Source organism: Xanthomonas sp. NCPPB 1638 (assembly GCF_041475635.2).
Taxonomy (GTDB): domain Bacteria; phylum Pseudomonadota; class Gammaproteobacteria; order Xanthomonadales; family Xanthomonadaceae; genus Xanthomonas; species Xanthomonas cucurbitae.
Window position 1 is genome coordinate 697,497 of sequence record NZ_CM192984.1, and the last position, 20,252, is coordinate 717,748.

The following is a 20,252-nucleotide window of genomic DNA, read 5'->3' on the forward strand; positions in this document are numbered from 1 at the left end:
CACGAACGCATGACCGCGGCTGCATCGTCGCTCAACTGTGCATGTCGTGGCTCAAGCGTCCGGCAGCACCTTACCCGGATTCAAGATCCCATCCGGATCCAGCGCGGCCTTGATCGCACGCATCGCCGCCAGCGTGGCCGGGTTGAAGGCCTGGGTCATGAAATCGCGCTTGGCCACGCCGATGCCATGCTCGCCGGAGAGCGTACCTTCCAGCGAGAGCACCAATGCGAACAGCCGCGGTAATGCAGTGTGTGCGCGTGCATCTTCGTCGGCATCGGCGGGGTCGTACATGATGTTGACGTGCAGGTTGCCGTTGCCGGCATGGCCGAAGGCGACGATCGGCAGCGCGCATTCCACAGCAAGCGCCTCCACCCCGGCCACCAGGTCGGGAATGCGCGAGACCGGTACCACCACGTCTTCGTTGATCTTGCCGGGCTTGATGGTGCGCAGTGCCGGCGACAGCGCGCGGCGCGCGGCCCACAGTTTTTCGCGCGCGCTGCCATCGGCGGCGATGTCCAGGCTCAGCACGCCCTCGCCATCGGCGGCGGCGTGCAGTGCTTGCAGTGCGTAGGGCAAGGTGTCGTGATCGCCATCGGCTTCGATCAACAGCATCGCGCCGGCCTCGGGCACATCGCTGCCGTTGCGGCGTAGTAGCGCAATCGCGCTGGCATCCATGAATTCCAGCATCGTCGGCGTGGTCGGTTGCGCCATCACCCGCGACACCGCCGCCGCCGCGCTGGCTGCGTCGCGATACAACGCGCGTAGCCCCGCCTGCGCCACCGCGCGCGGGGTCAGCTTCAAGGTCGCTTCGACGATGATCGCCAGGGTGCCTTCGCTGCCGATCAACAGATGCGTGAGGTCGTAGCCGGTGGAATTCTTGGTGTAGGCACCGCCGCAGCGGATCACTTCGCCGGCACCGGTGACGGCCACCAGGCCGAGCACGTTGTCACGGGTAGTACCGTACTTCACCGCGCGCGGGCCGCCGGCGTTGGTGGACAGATTGCCGCCGATACTGCAGATCTCCGCACTCGATGGATCTGGCGGCCAGAACAGCCCATGCGGCTGCAAGGCCTGCTGCAGATCGCCATTGAGCACGCCGGGCTGCACCACGGCGCAGCGGTCTTCCGGGCGCAAGGCCACGATGCGATTCATGCGCGTCATCGAGATCACCACGCCGCCGGAAAACGGCACCGCCGCGCCGGTGGTGCCGGTGCCCGCGCCGCGCGCCACGATCGGCACGGCATGCGCGCGGCAGGCCTGCACGATGGCCACAACATCCTCGGTATCGCGCGGCAGCGCCACGGCGGCGGGCAATGCCCAGCGACGCGAATCGTCTTCGCCATAACGGCGGCGCGCGTCGTCGCCGGTCAGCCAGCCGTCGGGTCCAAGCCGGGTCGCCAATAACCCGGACAGCATGGTGGGAAGTAGGTCGGTCATCGCAGGTCGCTACGTGCGTTGGGAGTCATCTAGCAATCGTCGGCGCGGAAGGCGTCGCGGATCCAGTTCAGCACCGGCGGCTCGCCGCTGGCGTCCACCACATCGAAGCGGCAAGGTAGCGATGCCAGCGCCGGGTGTGCGCCGAGGAACAATTGCGCGGCCAATACCAGCTTGCGGCGCTTGCGCAGATCCACCGACGCCGCGCCGCTGCCGAAGCGGGCATCGCGGCGGTAGCGCACTTCCACGAACACCAGCATCTGGCCGTCGCGCATCACCAGATCCAGTTCGCCGCCGCGGTAGTTGGCATTGCCCACCACCAGCAGCAAGCCGGCCTGCTGCAGCAACGCGCAGGCCGCCGCTTCCACCGCCGCCCCGCGTTGCTGGCGCGCTGCCGGCATGGGCCTCAGCGGCCGTCGGCGATCGGTACCGGGCGGCCACCGTTGAAGGTGGACCAGGCCGGCGTGCGCAGCACGTTGCCGAAGCCGTCCAGATGCAGGGTGCCGGTGGCGCCACGCAGCCCGCCATCGCTACCGGTGGCGAGTTTTTCCAGATACGCGCTGATTTTCCAGGCGTCGTAGCCGAACGCGAACAGGCGTGCGGCCGGTCCGCGCGCGCTGGGCAGCGTGCTGGCCACCTGGCTGGCCGCCGGCAGGCCGGACACCCCGAGCGCGGTCCAGGTTTCGCTGGGGTAGATGATGCCGTCCAGTGCCAGGTCGTCCTCGGCCTTGCCGGTGCCAGCGATCAGCTGCGAGGTGGCCACGCGCGACTTGCCGGCAAACCCCGACAGCGCCAGTTGCGGTGCCAGCGCGCGGGCGGTGTTGCCGCGCACGGCCAGGAACACCGCGTCGGCGGTGCCGTAATTGCGCAGCTGCGCGCCAATGTCGCCGGGCGCATCGGCCACGCTGATGCTGCCGGCGACAGCGCCGCCGCGCTCGCTGAAGCGGTCGCGGAAGGCCTTGATGGTGCGCTTGCCGTTGTCGTCGCTGGTGCCGACGATCAGCACGTTGCGGCGCTCGCGCGAGAGCAGGTATTCGGCGGCCATGATGCCGTCGTCTTCCGGCGCCAGCGAGAAGCCCGCGCTGCCGGTCGGCGGTGCCTTGTTGTCGGTGGGGCGGTTGAGTGCCAGCACCGGCACCGCGAGCTGGCCGCGCGCGAACAACGCGCTGACCTCGTCGCGACCCAGCGGGCCGACCACGTAATCGACGCCGGCACCCACGGCCTTGTCGTAGGCGGCATTGGCACCGGCGGCGGTGCCGGCGGTGTCGAAGAACTGCACCTCCGGGCGGCGGCGGGTTTCGGCGTAGTAGCCGGCCAGCAAGCCGTCGCGCACCGGCGCGGAGGCGGTGGCCAGGTTGCCGGTGAGCGGCAACAGCACGCCCAGCTTGACCGGCGGGCGATAGCCGTCGCGTTCGGCTGGCGGCCGCTTGCTGGTGTCGAAACCCCATTGCGCATCACGCTCGAACGCGCGCGGCAGCGCCAGGCCGCGGCTGATGAGGGCGCGCCCAGCAAAGTTGTACAGCGGGTCGCCGGCCGGCAGCGCGGTGGTGCGGCCCTTCAAGGTGGCATCGTCCAGCGCGGCCAGCAGGCGCACGATGGCGCGCTGGTTCTCGCTGCGCGCGGTGCCGGTCAGGCTGGCATCGGCACGCGCACGCACTGCGGCCGCGCCGAACAGGTCGCCGGTGGCTTCCAGCGCGGCGGCGTGGGCTACCAGCCAGCGCGTCTGCAGCGGTTGGGGTAGTCCCTGTGGACTGTCGCCCAGGGCCTGAAGCGCTTGCGCTCCCTGCTTGTCGATCACCGCCAGTTCGCCGGTCAGCAGCCCGAAGCGGGCGCGGTCTTCGCCACTCAGGTGGCGTGCGTTGACCTGCGCCAGCAGCGTGCGGGCACGCGCATCGTCGCCGGCGTCGTGCCAGCCGAAGGCGGCGGCGGCCAGCTGGCGGCTGCGCTGCGCACCACTGGCGCTGGCGGCGTCGGCTTCCAGCTGCTGCGCCGCCTCGCGCGGCTTGCCCTGGTCCAGCAGCGCCAGCGCCGCGCTCTGCGTCGGCGAGGCAGTCTGGGTGATGCTGCTGGTGGCACAGCCGGCGGCCAGCATGACCAGCAGCGACAGGGCGGAGATCCTTGCAACACGCTTGTTCATTTCAGATCCATTGGACAGGGGCCGCCAGGGCGGTCCGTGGAAAACCGCTACGATTCTACCCTTTGCCCCTGGAAGACCGCTGATGATGTCCCCTGGAACCCTGCACGTGGTCGCCACGCCGATCGGCAACCTGGCCGACCTGTCGCCCCGCGCGCAGGAGGTGTTGCGTGGCGTGGCCGCGATCTGCGCCGAAGACACCCGCCACACCCGCCAGTTGCTCAGCCACTTTGGGATCGACCGCCCGCTGCTGGCCCTGCACGATCACAACGAAGAGGCCATGTCCGAGCGCATCGTCGCGCGCCTGCGTGAGGGCGAATCGCTGGCCATCGTCAGCGATGCCGGCACCCCGCTGGTCAGCGACCCGGGCTTCAAGCTGGTGCGCGCCGCGCGTGCGGCTGGCATCAAGGTCAGCCCGGTGCCGGGGGCATGCGCGGCGATTGCCGCGCTCAGCGTGGCCGGCCTGCCCAGCGACCGCTTCGGCTTCGAGGGATTTTTGCCGGCCAAGAGCGCCGCCCGCCGCGAGCGCCTGGCGCACCTGGCCGGCGAGACCCGCACCCTGGTGTTCTACGAATCCTCCCACCGCATCGTCGAATCGCTGGCCGACCTGCGCCTGGCCTTCGGCGACGAGCGCCCGGCGGTGATCGCCCGCGAACTGACCAAGCTGTTCGAAACCGTGCTCGACGGCAGCCTGGCGCAGCTGCAGGCCCAGGTCGAAGCCGACGACAACCAGCGCAAGGGCGAGTTCGTGGTGATGGTGCAGGGTGCTGCCGATGCCGCCGACGGCCAACTGGCCGAAGGCCGCCGCGTCTACGCCACGCTCGCCGAACACCTGCCGCCGTCCACCGCGGCCAAGCTGGCCGCCGAACTGACCGGTGCGCCGCGCAAGGCGTTGTACGGCGGCTAATCTTGCCGTGGTAGGAGCGCACCCGGGCGCGAGGGAGCGTTCCCGATCAAGCCCGTCGCGCCCGGGTGCGCTCCTACGATGTGCGCTGCGCCGTTTTGCATGGCGGCGATAGCGTAGAATGCTCCCCGGCGGAGTCGGCCAGACAGTCGCGTCACTCGCAAGGGTGCCGAGGAAAGTCCGGGCTCCACAGGGCAAGGTGCCAGGTAACGCCTGGGCGGCGCAAGCCGACGGAAAGTGCAACAGAAAGATACCGCCTACGTCCCTCGTCACCCCTCTGCCGCCACTGGAACGTGCCAGCGATGCATCGCATCGCCAAGTGCGCTCGGAGGCCGCAGAGGGGTGGCGAGGGGCCGGTAAGGGTGAAATGGTGCGGTAAGAGCGCACCGCGAGTCCGGTAACGGAACGGCACGGCAAACCCCACCTGGAGCAAGACCAAATAGGGATCCATTGGCGTGGCCCGCGCTGGATCCGGGTAGGTTGCTTGAGCGCTGCGGTGACGTAGCGCCTAGACGAATGACTGTCCACGACAGAACCCGGCTTATCGGCCGGCTTCGCCGCCTTTTTTGGGCGTAGGCCCAAAAAAGGCGCCCACGCTTCGTACCGCCGCAGGCGGTACAAAACGCGGGTCCCGGCTCCGGGCATGCCAAAACCCGCGGCTGTCGCCGCGCCCCCTTGACTCAAGGGGGCTTGCAGTTAGTTGGTTGGTCGAGGAACTCTCGCTACGCGATCAACTCCCTTCCACCGCCTGCGGGGGAAGGTGCCCGAAGGGCGGATGGGGGCGAGCACTTAGCGCAGGCTTCAGCAGTACGAGGCGCGGTTTCCGCTCCGGGCATGCCAAAACCCGCGGCTGTCGCCGCGCCCCCTTGACTCAAGGGGGCTTGCAGTTAGTTGGTTGGTCGAGGAACTCTCGCTACGCGATCAACTCCCTTCCACCGCCTGCGGGGGAAGGTGCCCGAAGGGCGGATGGGGGCAAGCATTTAGCGCAGGCTTCAGCAGTACCAGGTGCCGGCCCCGGCTCCGGGCATTCCATACCCCTCGCAGCCGTGTCCGGTGCTAGCCGAACGAGCGGGTGAACAGCTCGTCCAGGGCGTCGACGATGCGCCGCCCTTCGTCCTTGAGTGAGCCAGCCGGCTGGGTGAGTACCGCGAGCGGGACCGACGTCATTTCCAGCGGTTGCAGGATGACGCGGTGGCCGGCGACCACGAATTCGGGAGTGAAGCGGGAGGGGGTCGGGGAGTGCGCAGACTTGCTGACCAATGGCACGACGACGCGGCGCGGGGAGGCACCGAAGATCTTCGACTGCACGACCACCACATAAGGAATGTTCTTGTTGCGTCCGACGTTGGCGTAGACATCGAACTGGTCGGTCATAGCGTGGAAAACTCGTCGGCGAAGGAGCCGTGCGCGTCGGTGAAGGTTTTCCATTCGCTCGCGGCGCGCTGCAACTCCATCGCCCTGGCGCTGTGGGTGTCGCGCTCCCTGGTCACGTACTCGGCCAGCAGTTCCTCCACCTTGGCCGACAGGTTGCCGGTCATCGCGCGGGCCTGGGAGGCCAAGTCAGCGTTGATGGTCAGGTTGAGCGGCTTCTTCTGTGCAGAAGCATCGTAATAGCGGTTCATGCGTTGCCTCCTAGGTCATGCGCACGCTATGCGCATGATTGTGGGTTGTCAACGTGTTCGGGGATGTCCAGCCGCGTTTCGCCCTGGAAGATGCCATTCGGGCCGAAGCGGCGCTCGTGGATGAAACCGCCGCCGTGATGGTCCACCGCTACGATGGTGCTGGCGCGGGTGCCGTAGGTCGGGCCGGCAATGAAGGCGGCCGAAAGCAGGCGCTCGGTAGGCAGGTCCACGCCGGTGTCGGGCAGGGCGTGATCGGGCGCGGTGGCTCGGTCGCCCAGCGCGTCCCACAGCGGTTGCAGGTCGTCGCTGTCGTGGGTGCACCAGTTGTGCAGGGCGCCGGTCAATGCGCGCGTCTTTGGCCACTGCATGTCCAGCGGACCGTTGGACATGCCATGGATGCCCGGTGCCAGTAGGCGTGCCAGTGGCGGGTGATTGCTCAGATGCGCGCAGCGCTCGGCGTCGCATAGCAACAGATTGAAGGGTGGGAAGGCGTGTGCGGCGCCGGCCAGGTCGTCGGCGTAGGCGGCGGCGCCTGGGCTGCCGGACAGGTAGTCCGCGATCAGATGCCCGCGCGAGCGGCCCGAGGCGGTGGCGAGCGGATCGCGCACGTTGGTCACCACGGCAACGCGGTCGTCGCTGCCCAGTCCGACCCAACTGCCGCCCGAGCGCAGGTCGCGGCCCGCCAGCACGCTGTCGGCAGGCGCCGCCCACCGCGCCAACGGGGCGGTGGGCCGCTCGTGGAATTCGTCGCGGTTGCCGGCCAGCAGCAGGCGCCAGCGCGGGTGGGTTTTCCAGGCAAGGGCGACCAGGCACATGCCGGCCATTGTCGCCGCTTTGCGCAGTTGCGGCGTGGCGCTGGCGCAGCGTGAAGTGAGATCCAGGTCGAGTTTACATGGCCTTCACAGCGCTGAATTTCCGTTCAATCTCAAAATATGAGATGAAACAGCAACTTGTGGATAAGCTTTGAACAAGTCTCTAAAGAGTGGCGCAACTCATTGATGTGACTAGCGATTTGCGGCCGTCAAAGTTGTTGACAACCTTGGGCGCACTGCTACTGTGGGCATCGGAGGGAAAACCAGGTGTTTTGTGGTTTTTCGTGGTTCAATAACCCCTAGCGGTATTCGAGGTTGCATTCGGTGTTTCAAGGCGAAACTGCCATCACGGTGGACGACAAAGGGCGCATGGCGGTTCCTACCGCGTATCGCGACCTGGTCGCGCGCGTGAGCGGCAATCGCCTGGTGCTCACCTACAACCCCTTCGAAGCCGGCTGTCTGTGGCTGTACGCGGAGAAGGAGTGGGAACGGGTGCGCGACGATGTGATGTCCAAGCCCAACACCCAGCGCGTGGTGCGCACGCTGCAGCAGAAGCTGGTGGGTTCATCGGCCGTGCTGGAACTCGATGCCAATGGCCGTCTGAGCATTCCGGCCAGCCACCGCAATGCGGTCGGCATCGAGAAGAAAGCCGTGCTGCTCGGCATGGGCGACAAATTCGAACTCTGGAGCGAGCAGGCACATCGCGCACTGATCCAGCAGACCTTGTCTGACGGGGATCTGGGCGATGAATTGCTCGATCTCAGGTTGTGAGCCGGGGTGCCCGGATGCGCGGTGAAGCGCAGCCCGGTCACCCGGTGTCGCAGCCGCCGGCGGCGCATGTGCCGGTGCTGTACACGCAGGTTCTAGAGGGCCTGCAGGTGACCGAAGCCGGAACTTACCTCGATGGCACGTTCGGTCGTGGCGGGCACGCACGCGGCGTGCTGGAACACCTTGGGCCGGGAGGTCGACTGCTGGTGATGGACAAGGACCCTGAAGCGATCGCGGTGGCCGAACAGCGGTTCGGTGGCGATGCGCGCGTGTCCATCCGTCGCGGCAGTTTCGCCACGCTTGGCCAGATGGTTGCGGCCGCAACGGTGGACGGCATCCTGCTGGACCTCGGCGTGTCTTCGCCGCAGCTGGACGTGGCCGGGCGCGGTTTCAGCTTTGGCAAGGACGGCCCGCTGGACATGCGCATGGACCCGGACAACGGCCAGAGCGCGGCACAGTGGCTGGCGCAGGCGAGTGATCGCGAGATCGCCGATGTGCTGTGGACCTACGGCGAAGAACGTCAGAGCCGGCGCATTGCGCGGGCCATCGTGGCGCGTCGCGCCGAACAGCCGCTGCTGCGGACTGCGCAACTGGCCGATCTGATCGCCTCGGTCATGCCGCGCGGCGACAGCAAGACGCATCCGGCCACGCGCAGCTTCCAGGCCATCCGCATCCACATCAACCGCGAGCTGGCCGATCTGGAAGCCGGGCTGGACGCCGCCCTGGACGCGCTCAAGCCGGGCGGCCGCCTGGCGGTCATCAGCTTCCATTCGCTGGAAGATCGCATCGTCAAGCAATTCATGGCCCGCTACGCCAAGGCCCCGCCGAGCAACCGTCGCCTGCCCGAAGCGCAGCCGTTCGTGCCCACGTTGCAGCTGGTGAGCGGCGCCATCAAGGCCGACGACGCCGAATTGAACATCAACCCCCGCGCCCGCAGCGCGGTGTTGCGGGTGGCTGAGAAGCTGGGAATGGGGAATGGGGAATCGAGAATGGGTAAAGGCGACAGCGCCGCTGCTTCCCGATTCCCGACTCCCGATTCCCGATTCCCGGCGTTTCCGAACGGAGACGCTGCATGAGTCGCCTGCTGCTCATCGTGCTGCTGGCCTGCAGCATCGCCTCGGCCATCGGGGTGGTGTACATGCGCCACATGCATCGCAAGCTGTTCGTGCAGTTGTCCAAGCTCGAACACACGCGCGATGAACTGAATATCGAATTCGGCCGGCTGCAACTGGAGCAAGCCACCTGGGCGGAAAGTAACCGGGTCGATCAGGTCGCGCGCGCGCGCATCGGGATGAAGTTCCCGGAGACCAACGACATCGTGGTCGTGCGTCCATGATCCAGCGGCAGCACAGCTCGGTTGCACGGCGTAGCCGCCCGCAGGGTGGCGCACTGGATGGTGCTGCGCCCATGACAAAACGGCAGGACAGCCGTTTTGCACGGCGTAGCCGCCCGCAGGGTGGCGCACTGGATGGTGCTGCGCCCATGACAAAACGGCAGGACAGCCGTTTTGCACGGCGTAGCCGCCCGCAGGGTGGCGCACACGGAGGTGCGCCATGAAGGCTGGTCGCAACCGTCCCCGCAGCAACTTCAACCTGCGCGGTCGCCTGACCCTGGTCGGCATCGCGCTGGGCCTGTGTTCGGTCACTCTGATCGGGCGCGCGGCATTCGTGCAGCTGGTCAACCGCGATTTCTACCAGCGTCAGGGCGAGGCGCGTTACTTGCGCGAACTGCCCATCGCCACCTCGCGCGGCATGATTACCGACCGCAACGGCGAGCCGCTGGCGGTGTCCACGCCGGTGGAATCGATCTGGGTCAATCCACAGGAATTGCTGCGCAATCCGGACCGCATTCCCGAGCTGGCCACCGCGCTGGGCCAGCCGCTGGACGAATTGAATGCCCGGCTGGCGCAGAAGGCCGGCAAGGAATTCATGTACCTGCAGCGTCGGATCAACCCGGACAAGGCGCATGCGATTGTCGATCTGAAGATCCCCGGTGTGTTCTCGCAGCGCGAGTTCCGCCGCTTCTATCCGCAAGGCGAGGCGATGGCCCACGTGCTGGGCTTCACCAACATCGACGACCGCGGCCAGGAAGGGCTGGAATTGGCCTTCGACGAATGGTTGCGCGGCAAACCCGGCTCCAAGAAGGTGGTGCGCGATGCGCGCGGCGCCATCGTGGAGAGCGTGGACCTGGTGCGTCCGGCGCAGCCGGGCAAGGACCTGACCCTGAGCATCGACCGCCGCATCCAGTTCCTGGCCTACAAGGAACTGCGCAACGCGCTGGTCGAAAACAACGCCGCCGGCGGCTCGATGGTGGTGATGGACGTGGCCACCGGCGAAGTGCTGGCGATGGTCAACCTGCCCACCTACAACCCCAATTCGGTGACCGGCATCAATCCGTCGGCGCGTCGCAACCGCGCGGTCACCGATCTGGTGGAGCCGGGTTCGACGATGAAGCCGCTGACCGTGGCCACCGCGCTGACTGCCGGCGTGGTGACCAAGGACACCGTCATCGACACCAACCCCGGCTACATGTCGGTGGGGCGCTTCACCATTCGCGATGTGCCGCGCAACAACGGCGTGCTCAACGTGACCGGGGTCATTACCCGCAGCTCCAACATCGGCGCGGCCAAGATCGCGGCCAAGGTGCCGGACCAGACCTTCTACCAGTCGATCCGCAACTTTGGTTACGGCAGCGCGCCGCATAGCGGATTTCCGGGCGAATCGTCCGGCGTGGTGCTGCAGCCGCAGCGGTGGAGCGGCCCGTCCAAGACGACGATGTCCTACGGCTACGGCCTGTCGGTGACACCGCTGCAGATCGCGCAGGCCTATGCCACGTTGGGCAATGGCGGCAAGCTGACGCCGCCAACCTTCGTGCGTGGCCAACATAACGAATCGCGCCAGGTGGTCACGCCGGAAGTGGCGCGCGAAGTCATCGACATGATGGAAACCGTGGTCACCCAGGGCGGCGCCAAGGGCGCGGCGATCCTGGGCTATCACGTGGCCGGCAAGACCGGTACCGCGCGCAAGAACGGCGCCGGCGGCTACGAGCGCGGCCACTACAATGCGCTGTTTGCCGGCCTGGTGCCGGCGACTCGCCCGCGCTTTGCCACCGTCATCGTCATCAACGATCCGCAAGGCAAGGTGTACTACGGCGGCCTGGTGTCGGCGCCGGTGTTCCACAAGGTGATGGAAGGTGCGTTGCGCCTGATGGACGTGCCGCCGGACGACATCCAGTCGTGGCTGGCCGCACAGGCCGCAGGCAAGACCGGTCAGCCGGTGGTCAAGCCGCAGCCGGCCGATCTGGATCCGGCACTGGTGCCGGACCCGGTGGACGAAGTGTCCGCCGGCATTCCGACGGCGATCGCAGCGCCGGCCGCGCCCGCGCAGCCGGCGCCGTTGCAGGAGACCCGCCAGTGAGCCGCAGCATGCCGCTGTCGCAGCTATTGCCGGACCTGACGCTTGTGCGCGATGTGCAGGTCTCCGGCCTGGTGATGGACAGCCGTGCGGTGCGTCCGGGCGATGCCTTCGTGGCCATCGCCGGGTTCGGTGCGCATGGGCTGGGTTTTGTCGCGCAGGCGCGCGCCAATGGCGCAGTGGCGGTGTTGTTCGAACCACCGGCGCCGGCCGAGCTGCCTGTGCCTGCCGATGCGATCGCGGTGCCCGGCCTGCGGATGCGCCTGGGTGCGATGGCCGATCAGTTTCATGGTCACCCCTCGCGTGCGCTGCGCACGGTTGGCGTCACCGGGACCAACGGCAAGACCTCCACCGTGCAGCTGCTGGCGCAGGCCTTGACCTTGCTCGGCACACCGACCGGTACGCTGGGCACGCTGGGCGTAGGCCTGTACGGCGCGACCGTGCCCACCGGATTCACCACGCCGCTGGTGCTGCCCATGCACGCCTTGCTGGCGCAGCTGCGCGAGGAAGGCGCGCAGGCGGTGGCGATGGAAGTCAGCTCGCATGCGCTCGATCAGGGCCGCGTGGATGCGGTGCATTTCGACGTGGCGGTGTTCACCAACCTCACCCGCGACCATCTCGATTACCACGGCGACATGGCGCAGTACGGCGCCGCCAAGGCCAAGCTGTTCTCCCGCGCCGGATTGAAGGCGGCGGTGGTGAATCTGGACGATGCGTTCGGCCGCAGCCTGTTTACCTCGCTCGATCCGGCACTGCGCGCGGTCGGGGTGAGTTCGCGTGGGCAGGCCCAGGCAGGCGTGCGTGCGCAAGCCCTGCAGCTGGACCACAACGGGATTGGTTTCGCGCTGCATCTCGCTGGCGCGGTGCATCCGGTGCACTCGCCGTTGCTGGGCCGCTTCAACGTGGACAACCTGCTGGCGGTGGCCGGCGCGCTGCATGCGCTGGACTACGCCCCGGCACAGATCGCGCAGGTGCTTGGCCAACTGCAGCCGATCCACGGCCGCATGAATCGCCTCGGCGGCGCGCATGGCGCACCCCTGGTGGTGGTCGATTACGCACACACCCCCGATGCGCTGGAGCAGGCGCTGAGCAGCCTGCGCGCGCATGCGCAGGACCGGCTGATCTGCGTGTTCGGCTGCGGTGGCGAACGCGATGCCGGCAAGCGCCCGCAAATGGCGGCCATTGCCGAAGTCAACGCCGACGTGGCGATCGTCACCGACGACAACCCGCGCGGCGAAGAAGGCGATGCGATCGTTGCCGACATCCTGCGCGGTTTCGCGCGTCCGGATGCGGCCATCGTGCAGCGCGACCGCGCCGCGGCCATCCACCAGGCCATCGGCATGGCGAGTGCCTCGGATATCGTGCTGATCGCCGGCAAGGGCCACGAGCCCTACCAGGAAGTGGCCGGCGTGCAGCATGCCTTCGATGATGCAGTGGTGGCGGCGCAGGCCTTGCTGCCACGCACCGTACTGGGAGTGCGCGCATGAAGCTCACCCCGCTGTCGCTGATCGCGCATTTTGCCGGCGGCGAACTGCATGGCGAGGACGCCATGATCGATGCGGTCGGCAACGATACCCGCACGCTCGCCAGCGGCAGCCTGTACGTGGCGCTGCGTGGCGAGCGTTTCGACGGGCACGACTTTGCCGCCGACGCGGTGGCGCGGGGTGCCAGCGGTGTGCTGGTCGAGCGCCTGCTGCCGGCGCTGGGCGTGCCGCAGGTCCTGGTGGCCAACACCGAACTGGCCCTGGCGCGCATTGCTGCCGGCCTGCAGCGCGACCGTGCCACCCGCGTGATCGCGCTGACCGGCTCCAACGGCAAGACCAGCGTCAAGGCGCTGCTGCTGGCGATCCTGACCGAAGCCGGGCGGGTGGATGGCACCACCGTCTACGCCACGCCGGGCAATCGCAACAATGAAATCGGCCTGCCGCTGGCAGTGATCGCCGCGCCGGACGATGCCGATGTGGCGGTATACGAAATGGGGGCCGGCAAGCCCGGCGATATCGCCTATCTCACCGAAATCGCGCGGCCGCACGTGGCCCTGGTCAACAATATCGCCCCGGCTCATCTGGAGCGCCTGGGCAGCCTGCTTGGCGTGGCACGGACCAAGGGCGCCATCTACACCGCGCTGCCGGCCGATGGCGTGGCGGTCGTCAATGCCGACGATGCCTTTGGCGCCTGGTTCGAGCAGCAAGTGCTGGCGCAGCCGGTGCACGGCCGTCGCGTGCTGCGCTACGGCCTGCAGGCCAGCGCCGAGATCACCGCGCGCGGGCTGCGGCTACATCCCGAGGGCGCGCAGTTCACGCTGGTGACCCCGCAAGGCCAGGCGCAGATTGCGCTGCCGCTGCCGGGTCGCCACAACGTACTCAACGCGCTGGCCGCCACCGGCCTGGCGCTGGGTGCGGGCATTGCCTTGCCGGTCATTGCCGCCGGCCTGGCGCAGGCGCGCCCGGTGGCGGGCCGGCAGATTGCCCACCCGCTGCCCGGTGGCGCGCTGCTGATCGACGACAGCTACAACGCCAACCCCGGTTCGCTGGATGCCGCCATCGATGCGCTGGCCACCGCCCCGGGCAAGGGTTGGCTGGTGCTGGGCGACATGCGTGAACTCGGCCCGGAAGGCGCCGCATTGCATGCCGCTGCCGGTCGGCGCGCACGCGCGGCCAAGCTGCAGCGCCTGTACGCACTGGGCGAGCTCAGTGCCGCGGCTGCGCAGGCGTTCGGCGCCGGTGGGCGGGTGTTCGCCACGCACGCCGAATTGATCGATGCGTTGCAGAGGGATCTGGCCGGGACCGGGGAGCGGGGACCGGGGACCCGGGATACGCAACAGCAAGTACCAGAAAATACGCAGGGAACTGTTTTGAGTCACCATCAGCAAACGCAGTCTACGGATGCCCTCCCGGCTCCCGGCTCCATCACCATCCTGGTGAAAGGTTCCCGTGGTAGCGCCATGGACCGCATCGTCGCCGCGTTGCTCGCCGCTGCGGGGAAGGCCTCCCATGCTGCTTGAATTGGCACGCTGGCTGCAGCAACTGGAGAGTTTCTTCGGGCTGTTCAACTACCTGACCTTCCGCGGCATCCTGGCGGCGCTGACCGCGCTGTTCCTGTCGTTGTGGATGGGCCCGGCAGTGATCCGCAAGCTGGCCCAGTTCAAGGGTGGCCAGCCGATCCGGCAGGACGGCCCGCAGACGCATTTCTCCAAGGCCGGCACGCCGACCATGGGCGGCTCGCTGATCCTGCTTACCGTGACCCTGTCGGTGCTGCTGTGGGGCGACCTGCGCAACCGCTACGTGTGGCTGGTGCTGGCGGTGATGCTCTGCTTCGGGGCGATCGGCTGGTACGACGACTGGATCAAGATCGTGCGTCGCGATCCCAACGGCCTGAAGTCGCGCTCGAAGTACCTGCTGCAGTCCATCTTCGGCCTGGCCGCCGGCCTGTTCCTGTACTACACCGCCGACGTACCGGCGGCGATCACCTTCTACATCCCGATGTTCAAGTCGATCGCGCTGCCGCTGGCCGGCGTGAGCTTCGTGGTGATTGCCTACTTCTGGATCGTGGGCTTTTCCAATGCGGTCAACCTCACCGATGGCCTGGACGGCCTGGCGATCATGCCCACCGTGCTGGTGGCCTGCGCGCTGGGTGTGTTCGCCTACGCCTCGGGCAACGTGGTGTTTGCCGAATACCTGAAAATCCCGCTGATTCCCGGAGCTGGCGAGCTCATCATCATCTGTGCGGCGATTGCCGGGGCAGGGCTGGGCTTTCTGTGGTTCAACACCTATCCGGCGATGGTGTTCATGGGCGATATCGGCGCGCTGTCACTGGGCGCGGTGCTGGGCACCATCGCGGTGATCGTGCGCCAGGAAATGGTGCTGGTCATCATGGGCGGCGTGTTCGTGATCGAGACGCTGTCGGTGATGATCCAGGTGGCCAGCTTCAAGCTGACCGGCAAACGCGTGTTCCGCATGGCGCCGATCCACCACCACTTCGAACTCAAAGGCTGGCCGGAACCGCGCGTGATCGTGCGCTTCTGGATCATTTCGGTGGTGCTGGTGCTGATCGGCCTGGCTACGTTGAAGGTACGCTGATGAACGACCTATCCCGCCAGGCCACGCGACTGGACGCCATTGGCGGCCGTTACGACCCGTGGCTGCTCGGCGCGGCGGCCACGCTTGCCTCGCTGGGCGTGGTGATGGTGGCCTCCAGCTCGATCGAGCTGTCCGAGAACCCGTTCTATTACCTCACCCGCCACCTGCTGTTTCTGGGCATCGGCGTGGGCCTGGCGTTCTGGGCGATGCGCACCGAACTCAAGACCATCGAGCAGTACAACCAGGTCCTGCTGCTGGCCTGCTTCGGTCTGCTGGTGGTGGTGTTCGTGCCTGGGCTGGGCAGCAGCGTCAATGGCGCCAAGCGCTGGATCAACCTGGGCGTGTCCAAGTTCCAGACCGTCGAAGCGGTCAAGGTGCTCTATATCGTGTGGTTGTCCAGCTACCTGGTGCGCTTCCGCGACGAGGTCAACGCGACCTGGCCGGCGATGCTCAAGCCGCTGGGCGTGGCGGTCGCGCTGGTGGGCCTGTTGCTGATGCAGCCGGATTTCGGTTCGTCCACGCTGCTGCTGGCCATCACTGCCGGCATGCTGGTGCTGGGCGGCGTGAACCTGCCACGCATGTCGATGCCGATCGTGATCGGCCTGCCGGTGTTCGCCTTCATCGCGATCCTGGAGCCGTACCGCCTGCGTCGCATCACCTCGTTCCTGGATCCGTGGGCCGACCAGCTGGGCTCTGGCTACCAGCTGTCGAATGCGTTGATGGCGGTTGGCCGCGGCCAGTGGACCGGTGCCGGCCTGGGCGCCTCCGTGCAGAAGCTCAATTATCTGCCCGAAGCGCATACCGACTTCATCTTTTCGGTCATTGCCGAGGAGCTGGGTTTTGTCGGTGTATGCGGGGTCATCGCACTGTATGCACTGCTGGTCGGCCGTGCGTTCTGGCTGGGCATGCGCTGCGTGGAAATGAAGCGCCACTTCTCCGGCTACATCGCCTTCGGCATCGGCCTGTGGATCAGCCTGCAGAGCTTCGTTTCGGTCGGCGTGAACTTGGGAATTCTGCCGACCAAGGGCCTGACCCTGCCGCTGATTTCTTCCGGCGGTTCATCGGTGCTGATGACCTGCGTGGCGATGGGCCTGCTGCTGCGCGTGTCCTATGAAATGGACCGTGCCGAGCGGCTGCGCAGCAAGCTGTCGCCGCAGGGCGTGGGCACTGCACCCTCCGAGCCGGCTGAGCCGGCGGCCGACCCGGCTCCGCCGGCGTATACCGCGGGACGCAAGCCGCAGCGTGAGACGGCGGCAGCGCCGGCACCGGTGGCGGCGGCGTCACCTGCAGCACCTTCAGTGGCACCGGCGTCGGCGATCCTGCGCGGCACCAGCCGCATGCAGCCGCGCGTGGAACCGACATTCGGGAGGATTGCGTGAGCGTTCATGCGAATCCCTCGCAAGAGCCCGCACATGCATGTGCGGGGAATCAACCAGTGATGATTCTGGCCGGCGGCACCGGTGGGCATATCTTCCCTGGTCTGGCCGTGGCCAAGGTACTGCGCGCGCGTGGCGTGCCGGTGACCTGGCTGGGCGCCGACGGCGCGATGGAAACGCGCCTGGTTCCGCAGCATGGGATCGCCATCGACACGCTGGCCATCAGCGGCCTGCGTGGCAAGGGTGTGCTGAAACTGCTCGGTGCCCCGGTACGAGTGATGCGCGCAGTGCGCGCGGCCGGCTTCGCGCTGCGCAAGCGCCAGCCGTGCGCGGTGGTCAGCTTCGGCGGGTTCGCCGCCGGCCCGGGCGGCCTGGCCGCTCGCCTGCTTGGCGTGCCCTTGCTGGTGCACGAACAGAATCGCGCGCCCGGCATGACCAACAAGGTGCTGTCGCGGTTTGCGCGCCGCGTGCTGACCGGATTTCCCGGCAGCTTCGCAGGCGAAGAGGCAGTGGGCAATCCGGTGCGCGCGGAAATCGCCGCGCTGCCCGCGCCGGCCACGCGCCTGGTCGGTCGTAGTGGGCCGGTACGTGTGCTGGTACTCGGCGGTAGCCAGGGCGCACGCGTGCTCAATCAAGCGGTGCCGTTGGCGCTGGCCGCGCTCGCTCACCCCGACGTGCAGGTGCGCCACCAGTGCGGCGAAAAGCTGCGCGGCGAAGCCGATGCGGCGTATGCACAGGCCGGCGTCGATGCCAGCGTCGAACCGTTCATTGCCGACATGGCCGCTGCCTACGCCTGGGCCGATCTGGTGGTGTGCCGTGCAGGCGCCTCCACGCTGGCCGAACTATGCGCCGCCGGTGTCGGCAGCGTGCTGGTACCCTTTGCCGCCGCCGTGGACGATCACCAGACCCGCAATGCCGAATACCTGGTCGGCGCGGATGCCGCGGTGCTGCTCAAGCAGGACGACAGCTTGCCGGTGCGCCTGCAGCAGGTCCTGCAGACCCTGCTCGCCGACCCCGCACGCCGCCTGTCGATGGCGCAAGCTGCCCGCACCCTGGCCAAGCCAGATGCCGCCGAGCGCATTGCCGACATCATTCTGCAAGAGGCCGGGAATGGGGAATCGGGAATGAGGAATCGGCAGAGCTCAGAACACTTGCAGGAACCTATCTCGATGCACGCAGACAAGCGCACCGACCAAGCATCCGTTGCCGTTGGCGCTCCGCTCCACACGATTCCCGATTCCCGATTCCCGATTCCCACCTCCACCGGAGGTGCCCAGTGATCCGTCGTCTGCAGGATAGTGGCGATCTGGTGCGTGCATTCCCGCGCGTGCATTTCGTGGGTATCGGCGGTACCGGCATGAGCGGGATCGCCGAGGTCATGCTGACGCTGGGCTATGAAGTGTCCGGCTCCGACAACTCCGATAACACGGCCACGCGACGGCTGGCCAAGCTGGGTGCGCGCGTGATGCGTGGGCATTCGGCCGCCAACGTGCTGGGAACCGATTGCGTGGTGGTGTCCAGCGCGATCCGCGAAGACAACCCAGAGCTGATGGAAGCGCGCAGCCAGCGCATTCCGATCATGCCGCGCGCCGCAATGCTGGCCGAGCTGATGCGCTTCCGTCGCGGCATCGCCGTCGCCGGTACGCACGGCAAGACCACTACCACTAGCCTGGCCGCAGCGGTGTTGAGTGAAGGTGGGCTGGATCCGACCTTCGTCATCGGTGGCCAGCTGCTGGCCGCCGGTGCCAACGCCAAGCTCGGTGGCGGCCAATGGCTGGTGGCTGAAGCCGACGAGAGCGACGGCAGCTTCCTGCGCCTGAATCCGTTGATGGCGGTCATCACCAACATCGACGCCGACCACCTGGAAAACTACGGCAACGATTTTTCGCGTATCCAGGCGGCATTCGCAGAATTCCTGCAGCGCCTGCCGTTCTACGGTCTGGCGCTGCTGTGTATCGACGATGCGGAAGTCGCCGCACTGGCCGGCAAGACGCCGCGTCATGTGATGACCTACGGCATGAGCGAGAACGCCGACGTGCGCGCCGAAGACGTGGTGCAGGATGGCCCGCGCATGCGCTTCACCCTGCGCCTGCCCGAAGGCACCACCACGCCGGTGACGCTGGCCTTGCCGGGCCGCCACAACGTGCTCAACGCCTTGGCCGCTGCCGCGATCGGCTGGCAGCTGGGTGTGGCACCGGAGACCATTGCGCGCGCGTTGGAAAACTTCGCCGGCATCGGCCGGCGCTTCAACGACCTGGGCGAAGTCACCACCAGCAACGGCGCACGCGTGCGGGTGATCGACGATTACGGCCATCATCCGCGCGAGCTGGAAGCGGTGTTTGCCGCCGCCCGTGGCGGCTGGCCGGACAAACGCCTGGTGGTGGCCTTCCAGCCGCACCGCTACAGCCGTACCCGCGATCAGTTCGATGCGTTTGCCGCCGTGCTCAGCACCGTCGATGCATTGGTGTTGAGCGAGGTCTACCCGGCCGGCGAAGCGCCGATTCCCGGCGCCGACTCGCGCGCACTGGCGCGTGCGATCCGCGCACGCGGCCGCAGCGAGCCGGTAGTGGTCGGGCAGATCGCCGGCCTGGCCGAAGTGTTGCCGGACGTGCTGCAGGATGGCGACCTGTTACTGATGATGGGTGCTGGCGACATCGGTTACGTGGCGCAGCACATCATCCATCACGGCTTTGTCGGAGAGCAGGCATGAGCGCGGCCATCGCCGCCGCACGCAGCAACGGTCCGGCCGTGTTCGGCCGCGTCGCCGTGCTGCTGGGCGGTACCTCGTCCGAGCGCGAGGTGTCGTTGAATTCCGGCAGCAACGTGCTGGACGCCTTGCGCGCCTGCGGTGTCGATGCGCAGCCGGTGGACGGCATTCCCGCGCTGGCGCAGGCGCTGGTCGCCGGCCGCTTCGATCGCGTGTTCAACGTGCTGCATGGCCATAACGGCGGCGGCGAAGACGGCATCGTGCAGGGCTTGATGGAAGCCTTCGGCATCCCGTACACCGGCTCGGACGTGCTGGGTTCGGCCCTGAGCATGGACAAGATCCGCACCAAGCAGGTGTGGCTGTCGCTGGGCCTGAGCACGCCGCGCTATGCGCGCCTGGCTGCCGGTGCCAGTGCCGCCGACATCCACACCGCCGCCCGGCAGATCGGCTTGCCGGTGATCGTCAAGCCGGCCAACGAAGGCTCCAGCGTCGGCGTCAGCCGCGTGTTCGACCAGGCCCAGCTCGAAGAAGCGGTGCGGCTGGCTGCGCGCTACGACGGCGCGTTGCTGATGGAGCAATTGATCGAGGGCGACGAACTCACCGTGGCCGTGCTCGGCGACACCGCGCTGCCGTCGATCCGCATCGTGCCCAAGGGGCAGTGGTACGACTACAACGCCAAGTACATCGCCGAGGACACCCAGTATCTGTGCCCGGGTCTGGAAGGCGAGGCCGAAACGCAGATCCGCCAGCTCGCCCTGGACGCCTTCCGTGCTGCGGGCTGCCGCGGCTGGGGCCGCGTGGACGTCATGCGCGATCGCGCCAGTGGTCAGCTCTATCTGCTGGAAGTGAACACCGCCCCGGGCATGACCAGCCACTCGCTGGTGCCCAAGGCCGCACGCCAGCTCGGCATCGATTTCGAAACGCTGGTCTGGCGCGTACTGGAGCAGACGCTGTGAAGCCGGGAATCGGGAATCGGGAATCGGGAATGGGTAACAGCGGATGC

The 20,252-nt window shown here is 67.5% G+C and carries 18 protein-coding genes and 1 other RNA gene; 13 read left to right on the forward strand and 6 right to left on the reverse strand.

The annotated features are described in order from the left end of the window. Positions 1–51: 51 nt before the first annotated feature. From ACCQ13_RS02875 to ACCQ13_RS02885, 3 genes are read right to left on the reverse strand one after another with little or no spacing between them, the layout of a single operon-like run. Positions 52–1,437 (reverse strand): FAD-binding oxidoreductase, encoded by a 1,386-nt coding sequence (locus ACCQ13_RS02875; protein ID WP_104602334.1) that lies wholly within the window; start codon positions 1,435–1,437, stop codon positions 52–54. Between the two features lie 29 nt (positions 1,438–1,466). Further along, positions 1,467–1,835, reverse strand: a complete 369-nt coding sequence (locus tag ACCQ13_RS02880; protein ID WP_104602335.1) for a YraN family protein — start codon at positions 1,833–1,835, stop codon at positions 1,467–1,469. A gap of 5 nt (positions 1,836–1,840) precedes the next feature. Beyond that, the gene (locus ACCQ13_RS02885; RefSeq protein WP_159406608.1) at positions 1,841–3,571 is read right to left on the reverse strand and encodes a penicillin-binding protein activator; all 1,731 of its coding nucleotides are present in this window, start codon (positions 3,569–3,571) and stop codon (positions 1,841–1,843) included. Between the two features lie 82 nt (positions 3,572–3,653). On the opposite strand from ACCQ13_RS02885, the gene rsmI reads away from it, so the two are divergent. After that, on the forward strand, positions 3,654–4,475 hold the full coding sequence (gene rsmI, locus ACCQ13_RS02890; protein WP_159406609.1) for a 16S rRNA (cytidine(1402)-2'-O)-methyltransferase: 822 nt from the start codon (positions 3,654–3,656) through the stop codon (positions 4,473–4,475). A 130-nt stretch (positions 4,476–4,605) separates the two neighbouring features. Beyond that, an RNA gene (gene rnpB / locus ACCQ13_RS02895) (RNase P RNA component class A) lies at positions 4,606–5,032 on the forward strand. Positions 5,033–5,528: 496 nt separating this feature from the next. On the opposite strand, the gene ACCQ13_RS02900 is transcribed toward rnpB, so the two are convergent. Genes ACCQ13_RS02900 through ACCQ13_RS02910 form a run of 3 tightly spaced genes read right to left on the reverse strand, consistent with a single transcriptional unit; the run spans position 5,529 to position 6,909 of the window. After that, a complete protein-coding gene (locus ACCQ13_RS02900) occupies positions 5,529–5,846 on the reverse strand; it encodes a CcdB family protein (RefSeq protein ID WP_104602338.1) in 318 nt (105 codons plus the stop codon). Then, the gene (locus tag ACCQ13_RS02905; protein ID WP_029219051.1) at positions 5,843–6,094 is read right to left on the reverse strand and encodes a type II toxin-antitoxin system CcdA family antitoxin; all 252 of its coding nucleotides are present in this window, start codon (positions 6,092–6,094) and stop codon (positions 5,843–5,845) included. The genes ACCQ13_RS02900 and ACCQ13_RS02905 overlap by 4 nt, the downstream gene beginning before the upstream one ends. A gap of 26 nt (positions 6,095–6,120) precedes the next feature. Beyond that, entirely contained in the window at positions 6,121–6,909 is a 789-nt protein-coding gene (locus ACCQ13_RS02910) for an NRDE family protein (RefSeq protein WP_159406610.1), read from the reverse strand. Between the two features lie 321 nt (positions 6,910–7,230). Here ACCQ13_RS02910 and mraZ point away from each other — a divergent pair, with 321 nt between their 5' ends. The 11 genes from mraZ (at position 7,231) to ACCQ13_RS02965 (ending at position 20,205) form a co-directional block, all read left to right on the forward strand. Beyond that, on the forward strand, positions 7,231–7,677 hold the full coding sequence (gene mraZ / locus ACCQ13_RS02915) for a division/cell wall cluster transcriptional repressor MraZ (protein WP_003485296.1): 447 nt from the start codon (positions 7,231–7,233) through the stop codon (positions 7,675–7,677). A gap of 14 nt (positions 7,678–7,691) precedes the next feature. Continuing rightward, on the forward strand, positions 7,692–8,750 hold the full coding sequence (gene rsmH, locus ACCQ13_RS02920) for a 16S rRNA (cytosine(1402)-N(4))-methyltransferase RsmH (protein ID WP_167526819.1): 1,059 nt from the start codon (positions 7,692–7,694) through the stop codon (positions 8,748–8,750). Next, positions 8,747–9,010 (forward strand): cell division protein FtsL, encoded by a 264-nt coding sequence (ftsL, locus tag ACCQ13_RS02925; protein WP_005991913.1) that lies wholly within the window; start codon positions 8,747–8,749, stop codon positions 9,008–9,010. Before rsmH ends, ftsL begins: the two co-directional genes overlap by 4 nt. Before the next feature lie 217 nt (positions 9,011–9,227). After that, on the forward strand, positions 9,228–11,090 hold the full coding sequence (locus ACCQ13_RS02930) for a peptidoglycan D,D-transpeptidase FtsI family protein (protein ID WP_104602339.1): 1,863 nt from the start codon (positions 9,228–9,230) through the stop codon (positions 11,088–11,090). Between the two features lie 8 nt (positions 11,091–11,098). Then, positions 11,099–12,574, forward strand: coding sequence for a UDP-N-acetylmuramoyl-L-alanyl-D-glutamate--2,6-diaminopimelate ligase (locus tag ACCQ13_RS02935; protein WP_208800616.1), 1,476 nt, complete (start codon positions 11,099–11,101; stop codon positions 12,572–12,574). Then, a complete protein-coding gene (locus ACCQ13_RS02940; protein WP_104602341.1) occupies positions 12,571–14,091 on the forward strand; it encodes a UDP-N-acetylmuramoyl-tripeptide--D-alanyl-D-alanine ligase in 1,521 nt (506 codons plus the stop codon). The genes ACCQ13_RS02935 and ACCQ13_RS02940 overlap by 4 nt, the downstream gene beginning before the upstream one ends. Next, complete coding sequence (gene mraY, locus ACCQ13_RS02945) at positions 14,081–15,166, forward strand: phospho-N-acetylmuramoyl-pentapeptide-transferase (RefSeq protein ID WP_159406612.1); 1,086 nt, start codon at positions 14,081–14,083, stop codon at positions 15,164–15,166. The genes ACCQ13_RS02940 and mraY overlap by 11 nt, the downstream gene beginning before the upstream one ends. Beyond that, the gene (gene ftsW, locus ACCQ13_RS02950) at positions 15,166–16,545 is read left to right on the forward strand and encodes a putative lipid II flippase FtsW (protein WP_104602343.1); all 1,380 of its coding nucleotides are present in this window, start codon (positions 15,166–15,168) and stop codon (positions 16,543–16,545) included. The genes mraY and ftsW overlap by 1 nt, the downstream gene beginning before the upstream one ends. Beyond that, on the forward strand, positions 16,542–17,822 hold the full coding sequence (murG, locus tag ACCQ13_RS02955) for an undecaprenyldiphospho-muramoylpentapeptide beta-N-acetylglucosaminyltransferase (RefSeq protein WP_104602344.1): 1,281 nt from the start codon (positions 16,542–16,544) through the stop codon (positions 17,820–17,822). Before ftsW ends, murG begins: the two co-directional genes overlap by 4 nt. Next, the gene (gene murC, locus ACCQ13_RS02960; RefSeq protein ID WP_159406613.1) at positions 17,819–19,252 is read left to right on the forward strand and encodes a UDP-N-acetylmuramate--L-alanine ligase; all 1,434 of its coding nucleotides are present in this window, start codon (positions 17,819–17,821) and stop codon (positions 19,250–19,252) included. The genes murG and murC overlap by 4 nt, the downstream gene beginning before the upstream one ends. Continuing rightward, complete coding sequence (locus ACCQ13_RS02965) at positions 19,249–20,205, forward strand: D-alanine--D-alanine ligase (RefSeq protein ID WP_159406614.1); 957 nt, start codon at positions 19,249–19,251, stop codon at positions 20,203–20,205. The genes murC and ACCQ13_RS02965 overlap by 4 nt, the downstream gene beginning before the upstream one ends. Positions 20,206–20,252 lie beyond the last annotated feature (47 nt).